The sequence below is a fragment of the Tianxiuia mixotrophica genome (genome assembly GCF_050596425.1).
Taxonomy (GTDB): Bacteria; Bacillota; Clostridia; order Peptostreptococcales; family Acidaminobacteraceae.
Genome location: NZ_CP192292.1, coordinates 3,222,301 through 3,239,769, shown reverse-complemented (window position 1 = coordinate 3,239,769; position 17,469 = coordinate 3,222,301). Strand labels below are relative to the sequence as shown.

The 17,469-nt window shown below is 40.1% G+C and carries 12 protein-coding genes; 6 read left to right on the top strand and 6 right to left on the bottom strand.

Features of this window, described 5'->3' with window-relative positions; all coding sequences use genetic code 11:
- Positions 1–14: 14 nt before the first annotated feature.
- Positions 15–794: a transposase gene (locus ACQ4KW_RS14170; RefSeq protein WP_430883137.1), complete on the bottom strand. Its 780-nt coding sequence runs from the start codon at positions 792–794 to the stop codon at positions 15–17.
- A 152-nt stretch (positions 795–946) separates the two neighbouring features.
- Between ACQ4KW_RS14170 and ACQ4KW_RS14165 the strand changes: the two genes are divergently transcribed.
- A complete protein-coding gene (locus tag ACQ4KW_RS14165) occupies positions 947–2,197 on the top strand; it encodes an MFS transporter (RefSeq protein ID WP_430883136.1) in 1,251 nt (416 codons plus the stop codon).
- Between the two features lie 75 nt (positions 2,198–2,272).
- Here the strand turns inward: ACQ4KW_RS14165 and ACQ4KW_RS14160 are convergent, their stop codons facing one another.
- The 4 genes from ACQ4KW_RS14160 to ACQ4KW_RS14145 form a co-directional block, all read right to left on the bottom strand.
- Entirely contained in the window at positions 2,273–3,286 is a 1,014-nt protein-coding gene (locus ACQ4KW_RS14160) for an asparaginase (protein WP_430883135.1), read from the bottom strand.
- A gap of 248 nt (positions 3,287–3,534) precedes the next feature.
- Complete coding sequence (locus tag ACQ4KW_RS14155) at positions 3,535–4,992, bottom strand: alanine/glycine:cation symporter family protein (RefSeq protein ID WP_430883134.1); 1,458 nt, start codon at positions 4,990–4,992, stop codon at positions 3,535–3,537.
- A 281-nt stretch (positions 4,993–5,273) separates the two neighbouring features.
- On the bottom strand, positions 5,274–6,662 hold the full coding sequence (locus ACQ4KW_RS14150) for a sigma-54-dependent transcriptional regulator (RefSeq protein WP_430883133.1): 1,389 nt from the start codon (positions 6,660–6,662) through the stop codon (positions 5,274–5,276).
- 35 nt (positions 6,663–6,697) lie between these two features.
- On the bottom strand, positions 6,698–8,683 hold the full coding sequence (locus tag ACQ4KW_RS14145; RefSeq protein WP_430883132.1) for a transporter substrate-binding domain-containing protein: 1,986 nt from the start codon (positions 8,681–8,683) through the stop codon (positions 6,698–6,700).
- Positions 8,684–8,914: 231 nt separating this feature from the next.
- Between ACQ4KW_RS14145 and ACQ4KW_RS14140 the strand changes: the two genes are divergently transcribed.
- Positions 8,915–11,377, top strand: a complete 2,463-nt coding sequence (locus tag ACQ4KW_RS14140) for a methyl-accepting chemotaxis protein (RefSeq protein WP_430883131.1) — start codon at positions 8,915–8,917, stop codon at positions 11,375–11,377.
- Positions 11,378–11,472: 95 nt separating this feature from the next.
- Here the strand turns inward: ACQ4KW_RS14140 and ACQ4KW_RS14135 are convergent, their stop codons facing one another.
- Positions 11,473–12,702 (bottom strand): DUF401 family protein, encoded by a 1,230-nt coding sequence (locus ACQ4KW_RS14135; protein WP_430883130.1) that lies wholly within the window; start codon positions 12,700–12,702, stop codon positions 11,473–11,475.
- A gap of 163 nt (positions 12,703–12,865) precedes the next feature.
- Between ACQ4KW_RS14135 and ACQ4KW_RS14130 the strand changes: the two genes are divergently transcribed.
- From ACQ4KW_RS14130 to ACQ4KW_RS14115, 4 genes are all read left to right on the top strand, one after another.
- Positions 12,866–13,027 carry a rubredoxin gene (locus ACQ4KW_RS14130; protein ID WP_430883129.1) on the top strand — a complete coding sequence of 54 codons (162 nt, stop codon included), beginning with the start codon at positions 12,866–12,868 and terminating at the stop codon, positions 13,025–13,027.
- Positions 13,028–13,041: 14 nt separating this feature from the next.
- Positions 13,042–14,820, top strand: a complete 1,779-nt coding sequence (locus ACQ4KW_RS14125) for a sigma-54 interaction domain-containing protein (RefSeq protein WP_430883128.1) — start codon at positions 13,042–13,044, stop codon at positions 14,818–14,820.
- A gap of 266 nt (positions 14,821–15,086) precedes the next feature.
- Complete coding sequence (locus tag ACQ4KW_RS14120) at positions 15,087–16,403, top strand: serine dehydratase subunit alpha family protein (RefSeq protein WP_430883127.1); 1,317 nt, start codon at positions 15,087–15,089, stop codon at positions 16,401–16,403.
- A gap of 417 nt (positions 16,404–16,820) precedes the next feature.
- A complete protein-coding gene (locus ACQ4KW_RS14115) occupies positions 16,821–17,384 on the top strand; it encodes an ANTAR domain-containing response regulator (RefSeq protein ID WP_430883126.1) in 564 nt (187 codons plus the stop codon).
- The last annotated feature ends 85 nt before the right edge of the window (positions 17,385–17,469 follow it).

Below are 17,469 nucleotides of genomic sequence, written 5' to 3'. Positions count from 1 at the left end.
CTTCAAAGAGGGGCTTATTCTTCTTGATTAAGTATTTTACACACTGATGATTCTGACAGACCACCGAACAAGGCACCCAAAGCTTTAAGTGAAAGTGTGGATTCTCTTCTAAATTGTCTTATAAGTTGGTTCCTTAATTTCTTATCCTTAAAAATCTCTGCTTGTGACATGCCTTTTTTTTGGGCAATTTCAAGCAGTTTATTCTTTGCATCAATCTCACATGTTAGACAATTGGGATCATCTTTGCAAAACGTTTTGCTGCTATCACATAGAGTCGTTTCTGTGTCTCCATCAAAATAGCTCTTGATGATATGTTTTGCAGTGTCTATGTCATCGTTAACCAAGTGAAGTAAATCATCCATATCGATTAAATCATCAAAGGTGGATGGAGATTTAAAGTCTGGCACTTGAACACATTGAATAGAGTGAAACAGACTGGGAAAATCGGTGATTAGAGAGCTTTTGTATCTGTCCTTAAAGAGTTTTCCCTCGCACACGGCATACATGCCATAAGAGATATTAATGCTCTTCATAATTTTTGAAATATCACTACCATTGTCATGAATAATCAGTTGATAGGCATCATCATCTTGCAAACAGTATGCGTATAGTCGAAAATTAAATTTTTTCTTTGCTTTTTTCACAATAGATAGAAATTTTTCCCTATCCTTGGAATCCATAAAAAGTTTCCGGCAACCGCCGCCACTTTGTTGTATAAGGTAAGTTCCAAAAGTATTCTTCTCACGTGCTTTTCTAGCCATCACATCACGCCTCTCATGTGTTTGTGATTTCATGATACACCTGGAAAATTAAAAAGTCAAGTTCCGTCCCTAAGGTTTTCAAAATGTTTACAAGTTCATTTTTTTATATTAGTTGAACATTCATCAAAATGGTTGTATATTGATTAGGGAACCTAAATATTATAGGTATAGAAAGTGTGGAATCTATGGGTGAGAGAGATAGAGTTTTTCAACACAATTTAAAAATATTTGTTATATACAGTGTGCTCTTTAAAGTTATGGAACAGATGTACAAGCCTTATGCTGTTAAGTTTCTTGAGCGGATAGGGGGCAGTGCTTTTCATATTTCTTTATACAATGCATTGCCTGGTTTTATGATGTTTCTAACTGTTTTTATCGGAACAGTCTGGTTGAGTCAGCAGGCCTGTAAAAAAAGAGCCATTCAAATGACAATACTCATAAGTCGTGTCATAATACTTCTTTTCGCAACCGTTCCCATGATGCCAAAAGCTTATCAACCCATGGGATTTGTTATTTTGTCGGCCCTGATGAGTGTGCCTTTAGCCGTGTATTTGTCAGGTTTTCAAAGTTTTGTGGGGGATGTGTTCAATGAAGGCAACAGGGCCCTTGCTATTGGAAAGGGCAACCAGTATGGCGTATATGCTGTTATGGTTGTGACACTTCTCACTGGATATATTTTATCAGAGTTGCCAGGAAATGAATCGGAACGCATATTCATTTATCAGATTTTCTTTGTGTTGAGTTTTATTTTTGGTGTGGGTGAAATTATAATATTTGAGAAGTTCAAATTGAGAACACTTAGCCAGAGCAGGGGAATTCATTGGAAGACCACACTAAAATCCATACCTGCAAACAAAGACTTCAAGCTCTTTATGGTTTGTTCTTTAATTTTTCATTTTGGTTGGCAAATGGGGTGGCCCCTCTTTTCCATTTATATGATTAAGGTACTGGGCGCCAATGAAATTTGGTTGGCCATAATTAATATGGGCTCATTTTTAACCATGATTATAGGCCATAAGGTTTGGCCAGGCTATATCGAAAAACTTGGAAACCCAGCTGTTACAGCAATTTGTACTATGGGTATGGCATTAACACCGCTTCTATATATTGTCTCAAAGAATCTTATTGTTATGTCAATTGTGGCTGTGGCCACGGGCATATTCACATCAGGCACCCTAACAGTGCTTTTAAGTGGACTGCTTGAGGTTTTACCTTCTAAAGAGCGAACTGTTTACATGGGGTTTTATAACACATTTATTAACCTGAGTCTGGCCATAGCTCCAATGGTGGGGCATGCTTTTATGCAGGGGAAGGGTATTATTTTCGCCCTATATATGACAGCTATTTTTAGACTATTTGGTGGCATAGCCTTTATCTTTAGAAGCAAACATATCAAAAGGGTTAGGCTTATGAATGACAGGGAAAAAGTTTCATAAAATTATTAAACCCACAAGTGGATTCCTATAAAGAAAATCCGCTTGTGGGTTTTGTTATATTCTGTGGTGCGTATATTAGAAGTATTCTTCTTGATGCATATCGAACTGAATCTGCTTTTCAACGAGCGCTTTTACATCTGTAACGGCTTCGCATCGGCCCATAGCGCACATAAGTTTTGCGACAGAGGCTTCTGTGTTTAAGTCATTGGCATAAATTATGCCATCCTTAGGAATTTTTTTGCCCACTTCGTATATGTCAAAATTCACGCCTTCTTCAAGGCACTGGGTTGTCATCATAACACACATGCCTGAGCGAATCATGTTAGCGACTTCACTGGCGATATCGACATTTTCAAAAGGCACTCCGCCAATGCCAAAACTCTCAATAATGACCCCGCGGTAGTTCTCCTTAATATAGTTAAATATTTTAGGATCTATTCCTGGGAAGAGCTTAATAACGATGAGCGAACTATCCACCTCTGGATGGAAGACCAGTTCTGTTCCCTTTGGTTTGAATCTTGAGAATACAAAACGCTTGTACTGAATTCTGTCATGTTTTATTTCTGCAATATAAGGAAAGTTCACACTCTCAAAAGCATCATAACTTCTTGTTTTAACTTTCATAGCTCTTGGACCGGATATGAGCTTGCCATCAAATACGACGAAAACACCGGCTAGGTCTTCTACGGCAAAATGTATGGCATCATTCAAATTGTGAACGGCGTCAGTGTGCTCTTGCGCAATAGGGTATTGTGATCCAGTTATAATAACCGGTTTATTTAGTCCCTCCAGCATATAAGTAAGTGCAGATGATGTGTAGGCCATTGTGTCCGTACCATGGGTAACAACAAAGCCATCATAATCATCATATGCGTCGTGAATGGCCTTTGCAATTTTAACCCAGCAGTTGGGTGTCATATTGCTTGAGTCTATGTTCATGATCATCTTACCATCGATGTCACAGAGCTTACGTGCTCTTGGAACAAAGGACAGCAGTTCTTCGACGTTGTATTGTGGTGTTAATCCTTTTCCATCATCGGCACAGGCGATTGTGCCACCAGTTGCAATAATAAGAATTCTCTTTTCCATGAACTTTTCCCCTTAGTATATGATTCTGTGAAGCGCAATAATTATACTCTAATTATAACGCTATGTTTTACAAATAAAAGTGACGTTATTGTCATTGACTTACTTCAGGCGCTTGCAAAATTACAGATATATACCCTTACTATACCATATATAGATTTTTTGATTATTAAATCTCTATATATGGTATAGCAAGGGGGATTGAATGATATTTTGCAAGTCGCTCAATTAATAAAATGTAATGAAATATCTTATTTTGCTATAGTATAGGGCTTATCTCGATTGTCATTTTCCCACCACGTGGCATGTTTAATGCCCAACTTGCGAGGGGAAAACTCAGGGTCATGTCCCTGTTTAAGCTGGTCTTCATAGTCCTTGAGTGTTAAAAGGGCAGGCTTTTGAAGCAGAAGTATGGCTATGATATTTAGCCAGGCCATGAGGCCGACACCAACATCACCCATCCCCCATGCAATATCAGCGGTCTTAATGGCACCATGGAAAGTTGCTCCCAGCATAACAACGCGAAGGGCAGTAAGCAACCATGGCGTCTTGCCACTTCTGTTGAGATATGCGATGTTTGTCTCTGCGATGTAATAATAGGCCATGAGGGTTGTAAAGGCAAAAAAGACCAATGCAATGCCAACAAATGCGGCTCCAAATCCAGGCATGGCTGATTCAACAGCACCTTGAATGTAAGCAGGACCAATATCCACATCACCAATTTTTATAACAAGATAGCCGCCAATGGGATTTTCCACGTTGTACATGTCTGTTATGAGAATCATGAATGCAGTTGCACTACAGACGAAAAGTGTATCAATGTAGACGGAAAATGCCTGAACGAGTCCCTGCTTGGCGGGGTGGGAGACCTCGGCTGCAGCAGCGGCATGGGGGCCTGTCCCTTGCCCAGCTTCATTAGAATATACACCACGCTTAACGCCCCAGGCGATGGCCATGCCAATGATACCACTAAAGGCAGGTTCAAGACCAAATGCTGACTCTACAATTAAACGGAGAACTTCCGGCAGACGGGAGATGTTCATAAAAATAATTATAAGAGCTGTGAAAATGTAAGCGGCTGCCATAAATGGCACGATGAACTCTGCCACTCGGCCGATTCGCTTGACACCACCAAAAACGATTGCTGCAAGAAGGGATACAAGAACGACGCCGGTGATGACAGGAAATATCCCAAAGGCATTGTTCAGACCAGCTGCAATGGAATTGGCTTGAATACCAGGCATGAAAAGACCCATGGATACCACCGTTGTTACGGCGAAGACCACGGCAAAGGTTTTGTTTCCCATGCCTTTTTCAATAAAATAAGCTGGCCCACCACGGTATTGTCCATCCTGTTCCACTTTATATATTTGGGCGAGGGCAGACTCCACATAGGCAGAGCTGGCGCCTAAAAATGCAATAACCCACATCCAAAAGACAGCTCCAGGCCCACCTATAGCAATGGCTGAGGCCACGCCGGCGATATTGCCGATGCCGACACGTCCAGATATGGATATAGCAAGTGCTTGGAAGGATGAAACCCCTTGTTCTGAGGCCTTGCCTTGAAACATGAGATGAATCATTTCCTTCCAAAGACGGACTTGCAAAAATTTAGTTCTTATGGTGAACCAAAAACCGGCTCCAAGACATAAGGCGATTAACCATTCGCTCCAAATCAGAGCGTTGAGAAAATCTACGAGTCGTGCCATGTATTTTCCCCCTCATTGCTTCATACAGGCTTCGTTAGAAATTTAGCATAGTACCATACATACATCTCTAGGAATATATATTGCAAAGTAGATGCCAATTTTACAGAGTATGGGTAAAAGACTAAATTTAAAAAGTGAAGCAATGTTTTTTCATGTAAAACGAAAGTAAAAATAAAATAAAATTAATATATTGATGATGTCTCCACAAGGGATGACCTCGTTAAAAATGACTCATCAAAAATTTATGAGAAATTTTTAGAAAATGAGAATAAAATTTCTCACTATGCATCATCTTTCTTCAAACCATACTCTGTGATTTTGTTAAAAAGTTGTCGTCTGCTGATGCCTAGAGCTTTTGATGTCTGTGTCATATTATAATTATTCTCTTCAAGAACCCTTTGAATATAGGCAGATTCAGCATCTTTTCTAAATTCCCTAAGGGGCACGGTGTGAGAAAAATTTTTCTCATAGCTCTCATGTCTGGCTTGAGCTTCCTTGACATAACCACTTGGAATGTCCTGTTGACTGATGCGCCCATCTCTGGCGAGCACGACAAATCGCTCAATAATATTTTTCAATTCGCGAATATTTCCGGGATAGTCATAAGACTTTAAAAAAGACCAAACAGCATCGTCAATACTTTGAATACTCTTTTTCATGTCAACTTGGGCCTTTCTCAGAAAGAAGTCAACCAGGGCAGGAATGTCTTCCTTACGTTCCCTAAGCGGTGGCAGTTCAACGGTAATCGTACTAAGTCGATAGAACAAATCCTCCCTAAATGTATGTTCTGCAACCATGGCTCTCAAATCCCGATTTGTTGCAGAGACCAGTCTGAAGTCCACATCTATGGAAACATTTGAACCAATTCTTTCAACTTTTCTTGACTCCAGACTTCGTAGCAGCTTGGCCTGTGTGCTTAAAGAGGTGTCGCCGATTTCATCGAGAAATAGTGTGCCTTCATGGGCTGACTCAAAACGACCAATTCGCCTGTCGGTGGCACCTGTAAATGCCCCTTTTTCATGACCAAAGAGCTCAGATTCCAGCAGGGACTCTGAAAAAGCGTGACAATTGACTGCAACAAAAGGGTTTTCCTTACGCTCGCTAAGCTTGTGAATGTAATTGGCAAAAACCTCTTTACCAACACCAGACTCACCAAGAAGGAGAATATTGGCATTTGAGTTGGCAGCAGATTCAATAATACGAATGGCATCCTGCAATTTTGGATTTTTGGAATCCATTAAGAAATCTGTTGAAACAGAATCGTTTAAGGCATCACTTTTGAACTTTAAGTCAGATAGGCGAATGATCTTTTCAATGTCAAGAAGAAGCTCATCGGGATCATGCCCCTTAATAAAGTAGGAAAAGGCACCACGTTTCATGGCTTCTACAGCATTTTTTACCGTTCCGTAGCCTGTAACAATAATCACATCTTGGTCAGGATACTCTTCTTTGATTTTATCAAGCAGTTCTAAGCCGTCCATTTCTGGCATTCTAAGATCAGATAGAATCAAATGATAATTTTCCTTGCTGAGTTTTTTTAATGCTTCTTTTGCAGAATTGGCAGTGTCGGTCTTGTAGTTGTTACTGGTTAAAATCATTTCTAGAATGTTTCGATGTTCCGCCTCGTCATCGACAATAAGTATTTTAAATAAGTTCTTCTTTATAACCATTTTCAGATGCCTCCTTAAGTCGAGGGAGCTCAATTCTAAATGTCGTTCCGACATCTGGGGGTACTTTCGACTGTGATTTGTCCATTCATTTTTTGGATTTGATTATAAGTGATATATAGTCCGAGTCCAGTGCCTTCCCCTGTTTGCTTTGTGGTGAAGAAGGGGTTGAAGACCTTTTCCAGGTCTGTTTGAGTCATGCCTTGACCTGTGTCACTACAGGTGATGACGAGTTTATCATTTTCAGTCCAGCATGTGAGTGTAAGATGTCCACCGTTAGGCATGGCATCGACCGAATTGGAAATTAAGTTTATGAGGACCGACTTGAGAGCGTCCTCCATTATGGTCCAGTTGAGATTTGGATCAATATTAATACGATAAACCACATCTCTTTTTTCCATAACTTTGTGATTGAGTTCGATCATGTCCTTTAAGTAGGCGAATACATTCACAGTGGTGATTCGCTTATCTGTGATCCTCGAAAAGTTTAAAAGGTTATCAATAATCTGGCTGGCCTGTTCAACGGCGTTTTCTATTTGTGTGAAGGACTTGTCTTTCATTTCTTCACTTATATCATGGGTCTTTTTCAAGAAGTATGTGTAGTTTCTTATGAGACCTAGGGGATTTCTAATTTCGTGGGCCACACCTGCTGCCAGCTGTCCAATAGCAGCCATTTTACTGGCCTGTAAGACTTGCTGTTCAGCCAGTCTTAACTCTGTGACATTCTGTATCATCATAAGCAATCGATTGGAAGATTCATAGGTTTCGATGAGTGGGGAAGTTGTGATTAAGTAGGTCTGATTCATATAGTCCAGCTCTACTTCTGATTTGCTCCCAGTTTCCAGGGTGTTTGCAATGACATTCATGATAATAGGCAGGGAAGGTAGACCTTGAATTTCCTTAAGGTTTTTCCCGGAAATTTCATGTTTTTTTACACCGAGAGTATCGCAAAACACCTTATTAACCGTAATAATATTATAGTCTTCATCCAGGACAACCATGAGGTGGGTGAGGCTATCAAATGTTCTTTGCAGGTCATTTCGACTTATAATGAGTTCTTTCGTCCTGGCGTCCACTTCTTCCTTAAGTTCACTGTTCCATGTGAAAAAGAGGTAACTTGCCAGCATAATGTTAAGCATGAAAAAAGATACGATTAGAAGCATTTTCTCATCGCTTGTTTCACGGCTGATAGGGGTAGAAATACCAAACCATTTCTGCTGGATCTTATTCATTATGTTTTTTCTCTCAAGGGAGTAAATCCCCTTATTGATTATACTGAGAAGTATTTTCTCATCTTTTGGTACGCTGAGTACTGAGTGGAGCTCATATAGTGGCTTTTCCACTATTTTATATTGGTCACCCAAATCCAGTTCATCTAAGTAGTAACTTAATACAGGTTCATCGCCAACAATGGCATCCACTTGTCCCTTAACTAATTCTGGGAAAAGGTCACTGTATTCAGGGACATGCACAAAGTTTATTCCATCGACATTGCTGTTAAGAAATTCATTGACATAGTCTCCGGTTTGGGCTGCAACACGACGACCGACCAAATCAAATAGATTTTCAATCTTGTATTCATCTATGGGAACGACAATAACTGTTCTTTGAAAGTTGATGGGGTCAGAAAAAAGATAGAGTTCAGAGCGTTTTTCTGAAGGAAACATGTCGCACAGGTCAGTTTCTCCTCTGGCCAGCGCATCAAGAGCATCTGCCCAAATCATGGGCTTGAAGATAATGTCCGTTTCAAGCTCTGTGGAAAGAGCCTGTAAATAATCTATAGTGACCCCTTTATACTGACCAGTCTGTGGGTCAACATACCGCATGGGCGGGGTGGAATTGTCAGCCCCGTAGATAAGCGGACCGTGGTCACTGAGCCATTCCTTTTCTTCACTTGTCAAGGAAGTGGACTGGGTGAAGTACTTGAAAAAACCGAAATTGTATTCAAGTTTCATGTATCTATCTGCAAAAATCAGTACCACTAAAATAAAAATCATAATGGTCACAAGTATCCGTCTTTTCAATGGCGCCTCCTCAAAACGTTGATTACATACACATTATAGCATATATAAGGAGCATTTTAGCATGGATGATATGGCGGAAAAATTACGAAAATAGATATTAAAAAGTAAACATAAAAATGAAAGGTTAAGATACATAAATATTACAGTCTGTCGTAATTGAAATGTAATATTGGCAATCAATGGGGGTAACAAGTAACCATAAATGGTAAAATGGTAAAAGGAGGAAATGATATGGGCTTTAAGCGTTTCAAATTGAAATCTAAAATAATTATGCTTGTGGCAGTCATATTTATATTGTTTTTAGGATTTGTGAGTATATGGCTCATACCAACTATAAACGATATCATTATGGATAGAACGATTGCAGAACTTGAAAACTTGGTTAAAGTGCCTTTGACCGTACTAGAAAAATATGAAGGTTTGGCAAATGACGGGACACTAACCCTAGAAGCTGCTCAGGAAGCAGCCAAGGAAGAAATCCGTGTGTATAGGTTTGGGTCGGGAGATTATTTCTTCCTGAATTCATATGAAGGACAAGCCATTATGCACCCGATCAATCCAAATCTTGAAGGAACGGATATGATGGGCATTGAGGATTCGAATGGAACCAAGCTCTTTGCTAAAATGATAAATGTGGCGAAGAATGAAGGACAGGGTACTGTGGGATACCTATGGCCTAAACCGGGAGAAACTGAAGACAGTGAAAAGCTTTCTTATGTGATTGGGTTTGATAGCTGGGGATGGCTTGTGGGAACAGGTGTTTATATTGATCATGTTCGGGCTGTCCAAGGTGAGATGCTTCGCAATGTGCTTATTGGAGTAGCTGCTCTTGTGACTATAAGCATTGGTCTTGCCATTTTTATGGCTTCCTCGATTTCAAAACCAATTGAAAAGCTTAATGATGCGGCTAAAAAAATCGCAGATGGAAATATGGAGGTTGAACTGGACACGGAAGGTAAGGATGAAGTGGCAGATGTTTCAAGATCATTTGAATCCATAGTGGCAAAGATTAAGTCAGTGATTCAGTCTGCTGAGGATATGGAAACCGCAATTGTTTATGGTAAGCTGGATGCCCAAGCGGATGCGCATAGCTTTAAGGGCGGATGGCTTCAACTTATTGAAGGCCTTAATAATGTGGCATCCACTTTGGAAAACCATATAGATAAAATGCCAGCCGTTGTCATGGCCATGGATACGGAAATGACAGTTCAATATGCCAATCAAAAAGCTAGGGAAATCACAGCACTGCCTAAGGGAAAAGAACTGGGTGTACATAAGTGCTATGATCTTATTAAGGCAGACGATTGCCATCAGAAAAAATGTGCCTGTGCAAATGCCATTCGTACAGGAAAGGTTTCAACAGCCGAAACCATTGGCAAGCCACTTGGTGAACCTATGGATATAAAATACAATGGGGTTCCTTTATTAAATAAAGCAGGAGATGTTGTTGGTGTGTTCGAAATCGCTATGGATCAGACACAGATTAAGGAAGCGGCTAGACAGCAAGAAGCGGCAGCAAGAAAACAGGCTCAAGAAGCAAAAATTAAAGAGAAGCAGACAAACTATCAATCCAATGAGGTTCGAAAACTAATTGCGAGCTTAGAACAGCTCGCCAATGGACACTTAAGTATAAATGTAAAAGTTGAAGATGAAGATGAAGATACACAGACCATAGCCAAAAACTTTGAAAAAATCTATACAAGTCTTGAGAGTACAGTGAATGCAATTAAATCATATATTGATGAAACTTCACAGATTCTCAGTGCATTGGCAGATAAGAATTTAGATGTTAGCATCCGTCGTGAGTACTTGGGTGATTTTGCTCAGATGAAACAATCCATTAATGTCTTTACAGATGCTCTTAATGAAATTTTTATAGAAATGGGTGCGTCGAGTCAAGAGATTGCTGCAGGGTCCAACGAAGTTTCAAGCATATCCCAGTCTCTATCAGCAGGGTCTACTGAGCAGGCAAGTTCCATTGAAGAAATCACATCATCCATGCATGAAATTTCCGATCAAACCAAGCTCAATGCTGAAAGGGCAACAGAGGCTGAGAACCTTGCAAGTAAGGTTCGTGACCAAGCTGAAAGTGGTCAAAGTCAGATGAATGATATGCTTGGGGCCATGGCGGAAATTAATAAGTCTTCGAGTGAAATCTCGAATATTATAAAGGTGATTGACGAGATTGCCTTCCAGACCAATATACTTGCCCTAAATGCGGCTGTAGAGGCTGCAAGGGCAGGAGAACATGGTAAGGGATTTGCTGTTGTGGCTGAGGAGGTTAGAAATTTGGCGGCTAGATCAGCAGGGGCTGCCAATGAAACGACGCAAATGATAGAAGACTCTATTAAAAAAGTGACAGATGGAGCGCTTATTGCTGATCAGACAGCGGAAGCCTTGAAAGAAATAACATCTGGGGTGGAAAAGGTTAACAGCATTGTGAAGGATATTACCCTAGCATCTAATGAACAGGCAGAAGCCATCAATCAGATTAATGAAGGCGTCAGTCAAGTTTCTGATGTCACTCAGTTAAATGCTGAAACGGCTCAACGTGGGGCTGCGGCTAGTGAAGAAATGGCAGCCCAGGCAGATGTTCTCCAAGATACAGTTTCCAGTTTTAAGTTAAAACATACTATGAAGCAAGGTGCTGGAGGCATTCGCTATGAGACAATATCTCTTGAAAGGGATGCTTAAGAAGTTGTATAGTCAAGTCATATGCTCCTATAGATAAGTTTCTCAGAAAAAAAGATCTTGAAATCCGCGTTTATGGATTTCAAGATCTTTTATATTTACAGCATTAAAAAGTAAACCCCAACCATAACGAGAAATGTCACTGGAAGGATTGGTACATAATGTTTATAAAGAGACTTCATATCAACATTAAAGTATTCAAGTGTTAGGACCTGACACATATGCAGGGGAGAAATATAATAAAATAAGAAGCTGGATGTATAAATGAACATTCCATATAAGAGTTTCGTATGATAATCAGGTGCCATTGGTAAAATGATTGGGAACAAAATGGCAATACCTGGTTGTGTGGATGCCAGAGGAAAGCAAATAACCGCTGCCGATACCACGATGAGAAGCTCTAATGGAATGCCAAGATCAATGAGGCTTTTAATGTAGATATAGAGGTCATCAAAATTGTTCACAACATTTTTGAAGAACATGATACCAATAATAGCTAGAACCATCTTACCCTTAAAGCCCTGTTTGATGTGAATAAAAAATCCAGTTTCTAGGGCTGATGTCTCGGAACTCTTAATAGCAAGCAATCTGCAAACGACTATACCACCTGCCAGCGATACATAAAAAGGAAGTTTGAAAATAAGAGCGCCAACAAAACTGATCCAAATAGGCATGGAAAACAGTATAAAGGATTTGATGTTTTGAAGGTATTCGCGCATGTCCGTTTTAGGGGGTCTGTGGGTTTTAGCACTCCTAATATAGAAAAGATACCCCAGGACATACATCGTAATGGCAATGGGAAATTGAATTCGTATAAAATCCCAAATGTTAAAGTCTCCGAGCTCAGCGGCTAGGATAAGTGGTGGCGAAAAGGGAAAAATAAAATAAAGCGCATGTCGAAAAACCAAATTGGCTGATGCTCTTTTTTCCATAGAGAGTTCAAGTCTATCTCCAAGAGAGCCTACAACAGGGCAAGACATAAGGGCACCACCAGTAACAAGAAGCGTGCCTATAACTGCAGGCGCTATAAGGATGGTTGCCTTGGCACTTCGCAACATACCCTCCATAGAGTCTATCATTTTGTTCATAATGCCATAGACTTCTAAAAGATGGCCTAGGATGGATATAAGTCCGATTGTAAGGGCGAGCGAAATAGTTTGTTCGCTGGTAAAGGTTAAGGTATAAGTATTTAAAATAACCTTAGCACCAACTTGATTAAGAAGCATTAAGAGCGTGCCTCCAGTCAAGAGGGAAATACCAATATTGATTTTTTTGCTCACCATGAATAGAACCGTCACCATGGAAAAAGCAAATGTAAGTAAAAACATATAAGGACTCCTTTCAGGATTATTTTACACGAGAACCGAAAATTTAGCTAGTCGAAATAATTGTTTTGAGCTATTATGGAAGTGCATGGTTATTATTAAAAGAAGATGCTTCGTGGCCGTCCTTTGGTGGGGCTTTTGGAGTGATTTGAAAGGATGATTAAATATGGATCATTATAAATGCACAATTTGTGGATACACTTACAAGCCTGAAAGAGGCGACAAAATGAATGACATTCCTGCGGGCACGTCATTTGAGGATTTACCAGAAGACTGGGTATGTCCAATGTGTCGTCAACCTAAAATGGTTTTCGAACAAGTTAAATAATTGGAGTGAAGCTTGTGTCAAAATACTGTGAGGAAATGCTCAGAATCAAAGAGACTCTTGCTGGCATTGTTAAGGCAATAAATAGTGTCATAAATGTGGATGTAACAATTATAGATAATGAGTTCAATCGTTTGGCAGCCACAGGTGAATATCTAGGCGATGTTGGTTGCAAAGTGGATGCGAGTTCGGTTTTCGCCTATGCCCTTAACTTGGGAAAGGCCTTTATTATTGAAAACCCCCGTGAACATGAAGCGTGTGTTATGTGCAACCATAAGGAAAGTTGCAGGGAGTTTGCCCAAGTTTGCTGCCCAATTGAAGTGGGCACAGAAATTGTGGGGGTTATAGGTCTAATCGCCTTTGACCTTGAGAAGAAAAAAGCCATTCTTTCCAACCGAGAAAATTTACTGATTTTTTTAAAACGGATGGCAGAACTTATAGCCGTTAAAGTGGTTGAGGAATCTCAAAAACAAACCCTTGAGATGCAGTCAAGAGAGTTGGAAATCCTACTTGATTCTATGGAAAATGCTGTTTTTAGTTTGGATGAAAATTTCCATGTCCGCCATGCCAATGCAACGGCAAGAAGACTCCTTAACTTGGAATGTTCAAAGTCAGCAGAACACCTAAAGCACTACATGCAAGCAGAGGATGTAGAGGCTTTATTTACGAGCAAAAAACCGATCAATGGTCAGATGCAACTTCAGAAAAATGGTAAAAGCATACGCCTGCTTTTCCATTCTCAACCCGTAATATGCGTGGATCGAATATGCGAAATTGTTATGACGTGTACCAATGTTCAAACTCTCCTTCACACGTTTAAAGATGTTGTGGGCTATGGTTCAGTCATAGGATTTGATGACATCATTGGGAGCAACTCAGATTTTTTGAAGACCATTGATTTTGCAAGACGGGCAGCGAGAAGTCTTTCAACTGTTCTTATTCAAGGGGAAAGCGGAACAGGCAAGGAGCTGTTTGCAAGAGCAATGCATTTTGAAAGCAAGCGGTCGAGTGAACCCTTTATTGCTGTAAACTGTGCTGCCATACCAGATAATTTACTTGAGAGTGAGCTTTTTGGCTACGAGGAAGGGGCATTTACAGGCGCCCTTAAAGGCGGAAAGATCGGTAAGTTTGAAATGGCAGACAAGGGAACCATTTTTTTAGATGAAATTGGCGATATGGCTCTTCACCTACAAGCCAAGCTTCTTAGGGTTCTTCAAGAAGGCACAGTGGAACGTATTGGAAGCAGTGGCCCAGTTCCTATTAATGTGAGGGTTATATCAGCGACCAATAGGGACTTAGAAAAGCTGGTAGATGAAGGGGCTTTTAGAAAAGATCTTTTCTATAGATTGAATGTTATACCCATCCGTATTCCGCCATTAAGAGAGAGAAAGGATGATCTTCAGACTCTTGTGGATATATTCCTGAGAAAAAGTGGAGAAATGCTTGAAAAAACCATGATACGTGTGGAACGTGACGTTCTTGAGGCCTTTAAAATATATGACTGGCCAGGCAATGTCAGGGAACTTCAAAATACAGTGGAGTTTTCGGTGAATATGAATCAAACAGGTGTTATAACCATGGCTGATCTACCAGTAAGATTTAGGGAAACCACTTCAAGTCAAGTCCGTTCAAAGACAAGGATTACGTCAATTAAGGCCCTTGAGAAAAAGGCCATTCATGATGCCTTATGTCATTTTGGAAGGGATAAAGAAGGCATTGACAAGACGGTTGAGGCCCTTGGCTTAAGCCGGGCAACCCTGTATAGAAAAATTAAGTCCTACGGCATAGACTTATAAACCTTAGGCAAACTATGAAAGTATGCTTCAAATTATGAAGTTTAAATGAATAATATAAAAGGCTTCAGTCTCAAAGTGAGAATAATCTCATTATGAGACTGAAGCCTTTTTTCATCATAATGGACTGATGAAAAGGGGTTACAGGGCAAAAGACAGAAAGAAATGGTCTCATTATGAGATTGAATACCCTCTCGAAGGCATTTTTATACTTGGCATGGGGCTTGCATAATACTATATGCAAGAGCTAAGAAGAAAGGGTGGTAGGCATGAATAAAACACAAAAAATGATGATTGACATATTAAAAAGTGAAGTTAGACCAGCAATGGGATGTACTGAGCCTGTCGCGGTTGTCCTGACAGCGGCAAAGGCAAGGGCTTTACTGGGAGTAGACCAGGTTGATACAATTGACGTCAAGGTTTCACCGAACTTCTATAAGAATGGGCTATCTGTTGGAATACCACAGACTGATCTTGTAGGTCTTGATATGGCTTCAGCTCTTGGAGCTGCTGGTGGCGATCCGGATTTAGGTCTTGAAATTCTGTCATCTGTGGATGAAGACATGGTTGAGCTTGCAAAAATGTACTTGGGTCAGGGGGCTGTACGCGTTGCCATAGCCGATACAAGTGAAAAAGTTTTTGTTGATGTAAGGGTGAAATCAGGTCAAATGACAGCGCGAGCTGTTGTTAAGGGCCATCATGATCACTTCGTGCTCCTTGAAAAAAATGAACAAGTGATTTTTTCTGAAGATAGGATTGCTAACCAAACAGAAAATCCAAATCAAGCCTTTTTTAATATGAATATTGTAGATATTATTAAAGACGTGGAAAATATGCCAAGCAAAGAAATAAGATTTTTGCTTGCTGGGATTGATATGAACCTCAAAGTGGCTCAAAGTGGTCTTGAAAAATCTCTAGGTATGGGTGTTGGTTATGCTGTTCAAAGACAAATAGCGGATGGTGTTATGGATGAAAGCTTGGCTCACAAAGCCATGATGCTCACAGCGGCTGCCTCTGATGCACGCATGTCGGGCATCACAAAACCTGTAATGAGCTCAAATGGAAGTGGGAATAATGGATTGACAGCTATTCTTCCGATTGCCGCTTATGGACAAATGCATGACGTTGAAGAAGAAAAATTAATCAAAGCATTGGCCATCAGCCATTTGGTCAACTGCTATATGAAGAATTATATTGGTCGGCTATCAGCAATTTGCTCATGTGCTGTTTCGGCGGCAACTGGGTCTGGTGCAGCAATCACTTGGTTGGAAAGTGGTTCATATAAAGAAATTGAAAACACAATTCAAAATATGATAGGGAATGTATCTGGTCTGATATGTGATGGTGCAAAAGACAGTTGTGCTTTAAAGCTTGCAACAGCCGCAAGCACAGGTGTTCAGATGTCGAACATGGCACGCTACGGTGTTGTTGTTCCCCCGCGTAATGGCATTGTGTCTGAAAGCGTTGAAAGAAGTATTCAAAACTTGGGTCAAGTCGCTTCAGAAGGCATGCAAATCACAGACACAGTCATTCTAAAGGTCATGAAAAATATGGCGGATGATGCAACAAAGGCACAAAATATTTAGTGAATCTAGATCCTGTGAATGGCTTAAATTTCAGCTTATAATTTGTGTGCCTAAAAAAAGTGCGCCTAAAGGCGCAAAAATATATATCAAGCATGAATAGGCATTAAATATCCGGGGGGAGCAGGAGGTTGCATGAGGACAACCTCCAACCGGTATTGGGGTAATATTTCACCTTGAATATAAAACAAAAAAAGACGTCAGTTGAAGCGGGGGGCTTCTATCTGACGTCTTTGTCATGTTTATTCAAGTTAAATTTATTATACAGGAAATGAATGATTATGCAATGTGTTTTTGCAAAAATGTTTCGGAAAACGTTTTTTAATTTAAAGTAGTGAAAATATTGCAAAAACAGCCTTCCAGATGTTTGACAAGTCCTTTTCTAAATCGTATATTAGAGTTTATAGTGAGGAGGCGAACATGAAGAAAATATTCATTGTGGATTCAGACGAAAAAACACTATATACATTGCAGAATCTGTTTCGTAACAAAGGATATCAGGTTCAAGCCACTCAAAGTGTCATGGAATGCATGCCTAGAATTATCAAGTTCAAACCAGATTTGGTCCTAGCCAATTATGAAGCATGGGGATCATCGAGTTTTGAAAAGGCCAGGCGGATTGAAACTGTAACAAATGCGGCGGTTCTTTTTCTTGTAAAAGAAGCCAATGACATGTTTTTTAACGGACTTCAGGGCCTTAAGGTCTATGCTTATTTGAGGCGTCCGGTCTCCTTGGCAGAAGTTTATCGAACGTCAGAGTTTGCCTTAAAGAGTTCACGCAAGCTAAACGACCTTCAGAGTGAACTGAGCAAACTGGAAAAGTCACTTGAAAATAGAAAGTATGTTGAAAAAGCAAAGATTCACTTCATGACAAGCTATAATCTTTCAGAAGACGAAGCCTATAAACAACTCCGGAAAATGAGTATGGACAAGGGTCTTCCAATCCATGAGTTGGCCCAGTACCTGCTGGAAGATGAGGAATAAGAAATTTAAGCAATCGACGACTTTATAATGAGCAATTTGCAAAATATCATTGAAGAAGGCTCGTTATACCCTATATAGATATTTA

Bases quoted from the DNA above. Each gene is read 5' to 3' on its own strand.
- ACQ4KW_RS14170 (WP_430883137.1), bottom strand. From the start codon at position 794: ATGAAATCACAAACACATGAGAGGCGTGATGTGATGGCTAGAAAAGCA.
- ACQ4KW_RS14165 (WP_430883136.1), top strand. From the start codon at position 947: ATGGGTGAGAGAGATAGAGTTTTTCAACACAATTTAAAAATATTTGTT.
- ACQ4KW_RS14160 (WP_430883135.1), bottom strand. From the start codon at position 3,286: ATGGAAAAGAGAATTCTTATTATTGCAACTGGTGGCACAATCGCCTGT.
- ACQ4KW_RS14155 (WP_430883134.1), bottom strand. From the start codon at position 4,992: ATGGCACGACTCGTAGATTTTCTCAACGCTCTGATTTGGAGCGAATGG.
- ACQ4KW_RS14150 (WP_430883133.1), bottom strand. From the start codon at position 6,662: ATGGTTATAAAGAAGAACTTATTTAAAATACTTATTGTCGATGACGAG.
- ACQ4KW_RS14140 (WP_430883131.1), top strand. From the start codon at position 8,915: ATGGGCTTTAAGCGTTTCAAATTGAAATCTAAAATAATTATGCTTGTG.
- ACQ4KW_RS14135 (WP_430883130.1), bottom strand. From the start codon at position 12,702: ATGTTTTTACTTACATTTGCTTTTTCCATGGTGACGGTTCTATTCATG.
- ACQ4KW_RS14130 (WP_430883129.1), top strand. From the start codon at position 12,866: ATGGATCATTATAAATGCACAATTTGTGGATACACTTACAAGCCTGAA.
- ACQ4KW_RS14120 (WP_430883127.1), top strand. From the start codon at position 15,087: ATGAATAAAACACAAAAAATGATGATTGACATATTAAAAAGTGAAGTT.
- ACQ4KW_RS14115 (WP_430883126.1), top strand. From the start codon at position 16,821: ATGAAGAAAATATTCATTGTGGATTCAGACGAAAAAACACTATATACA.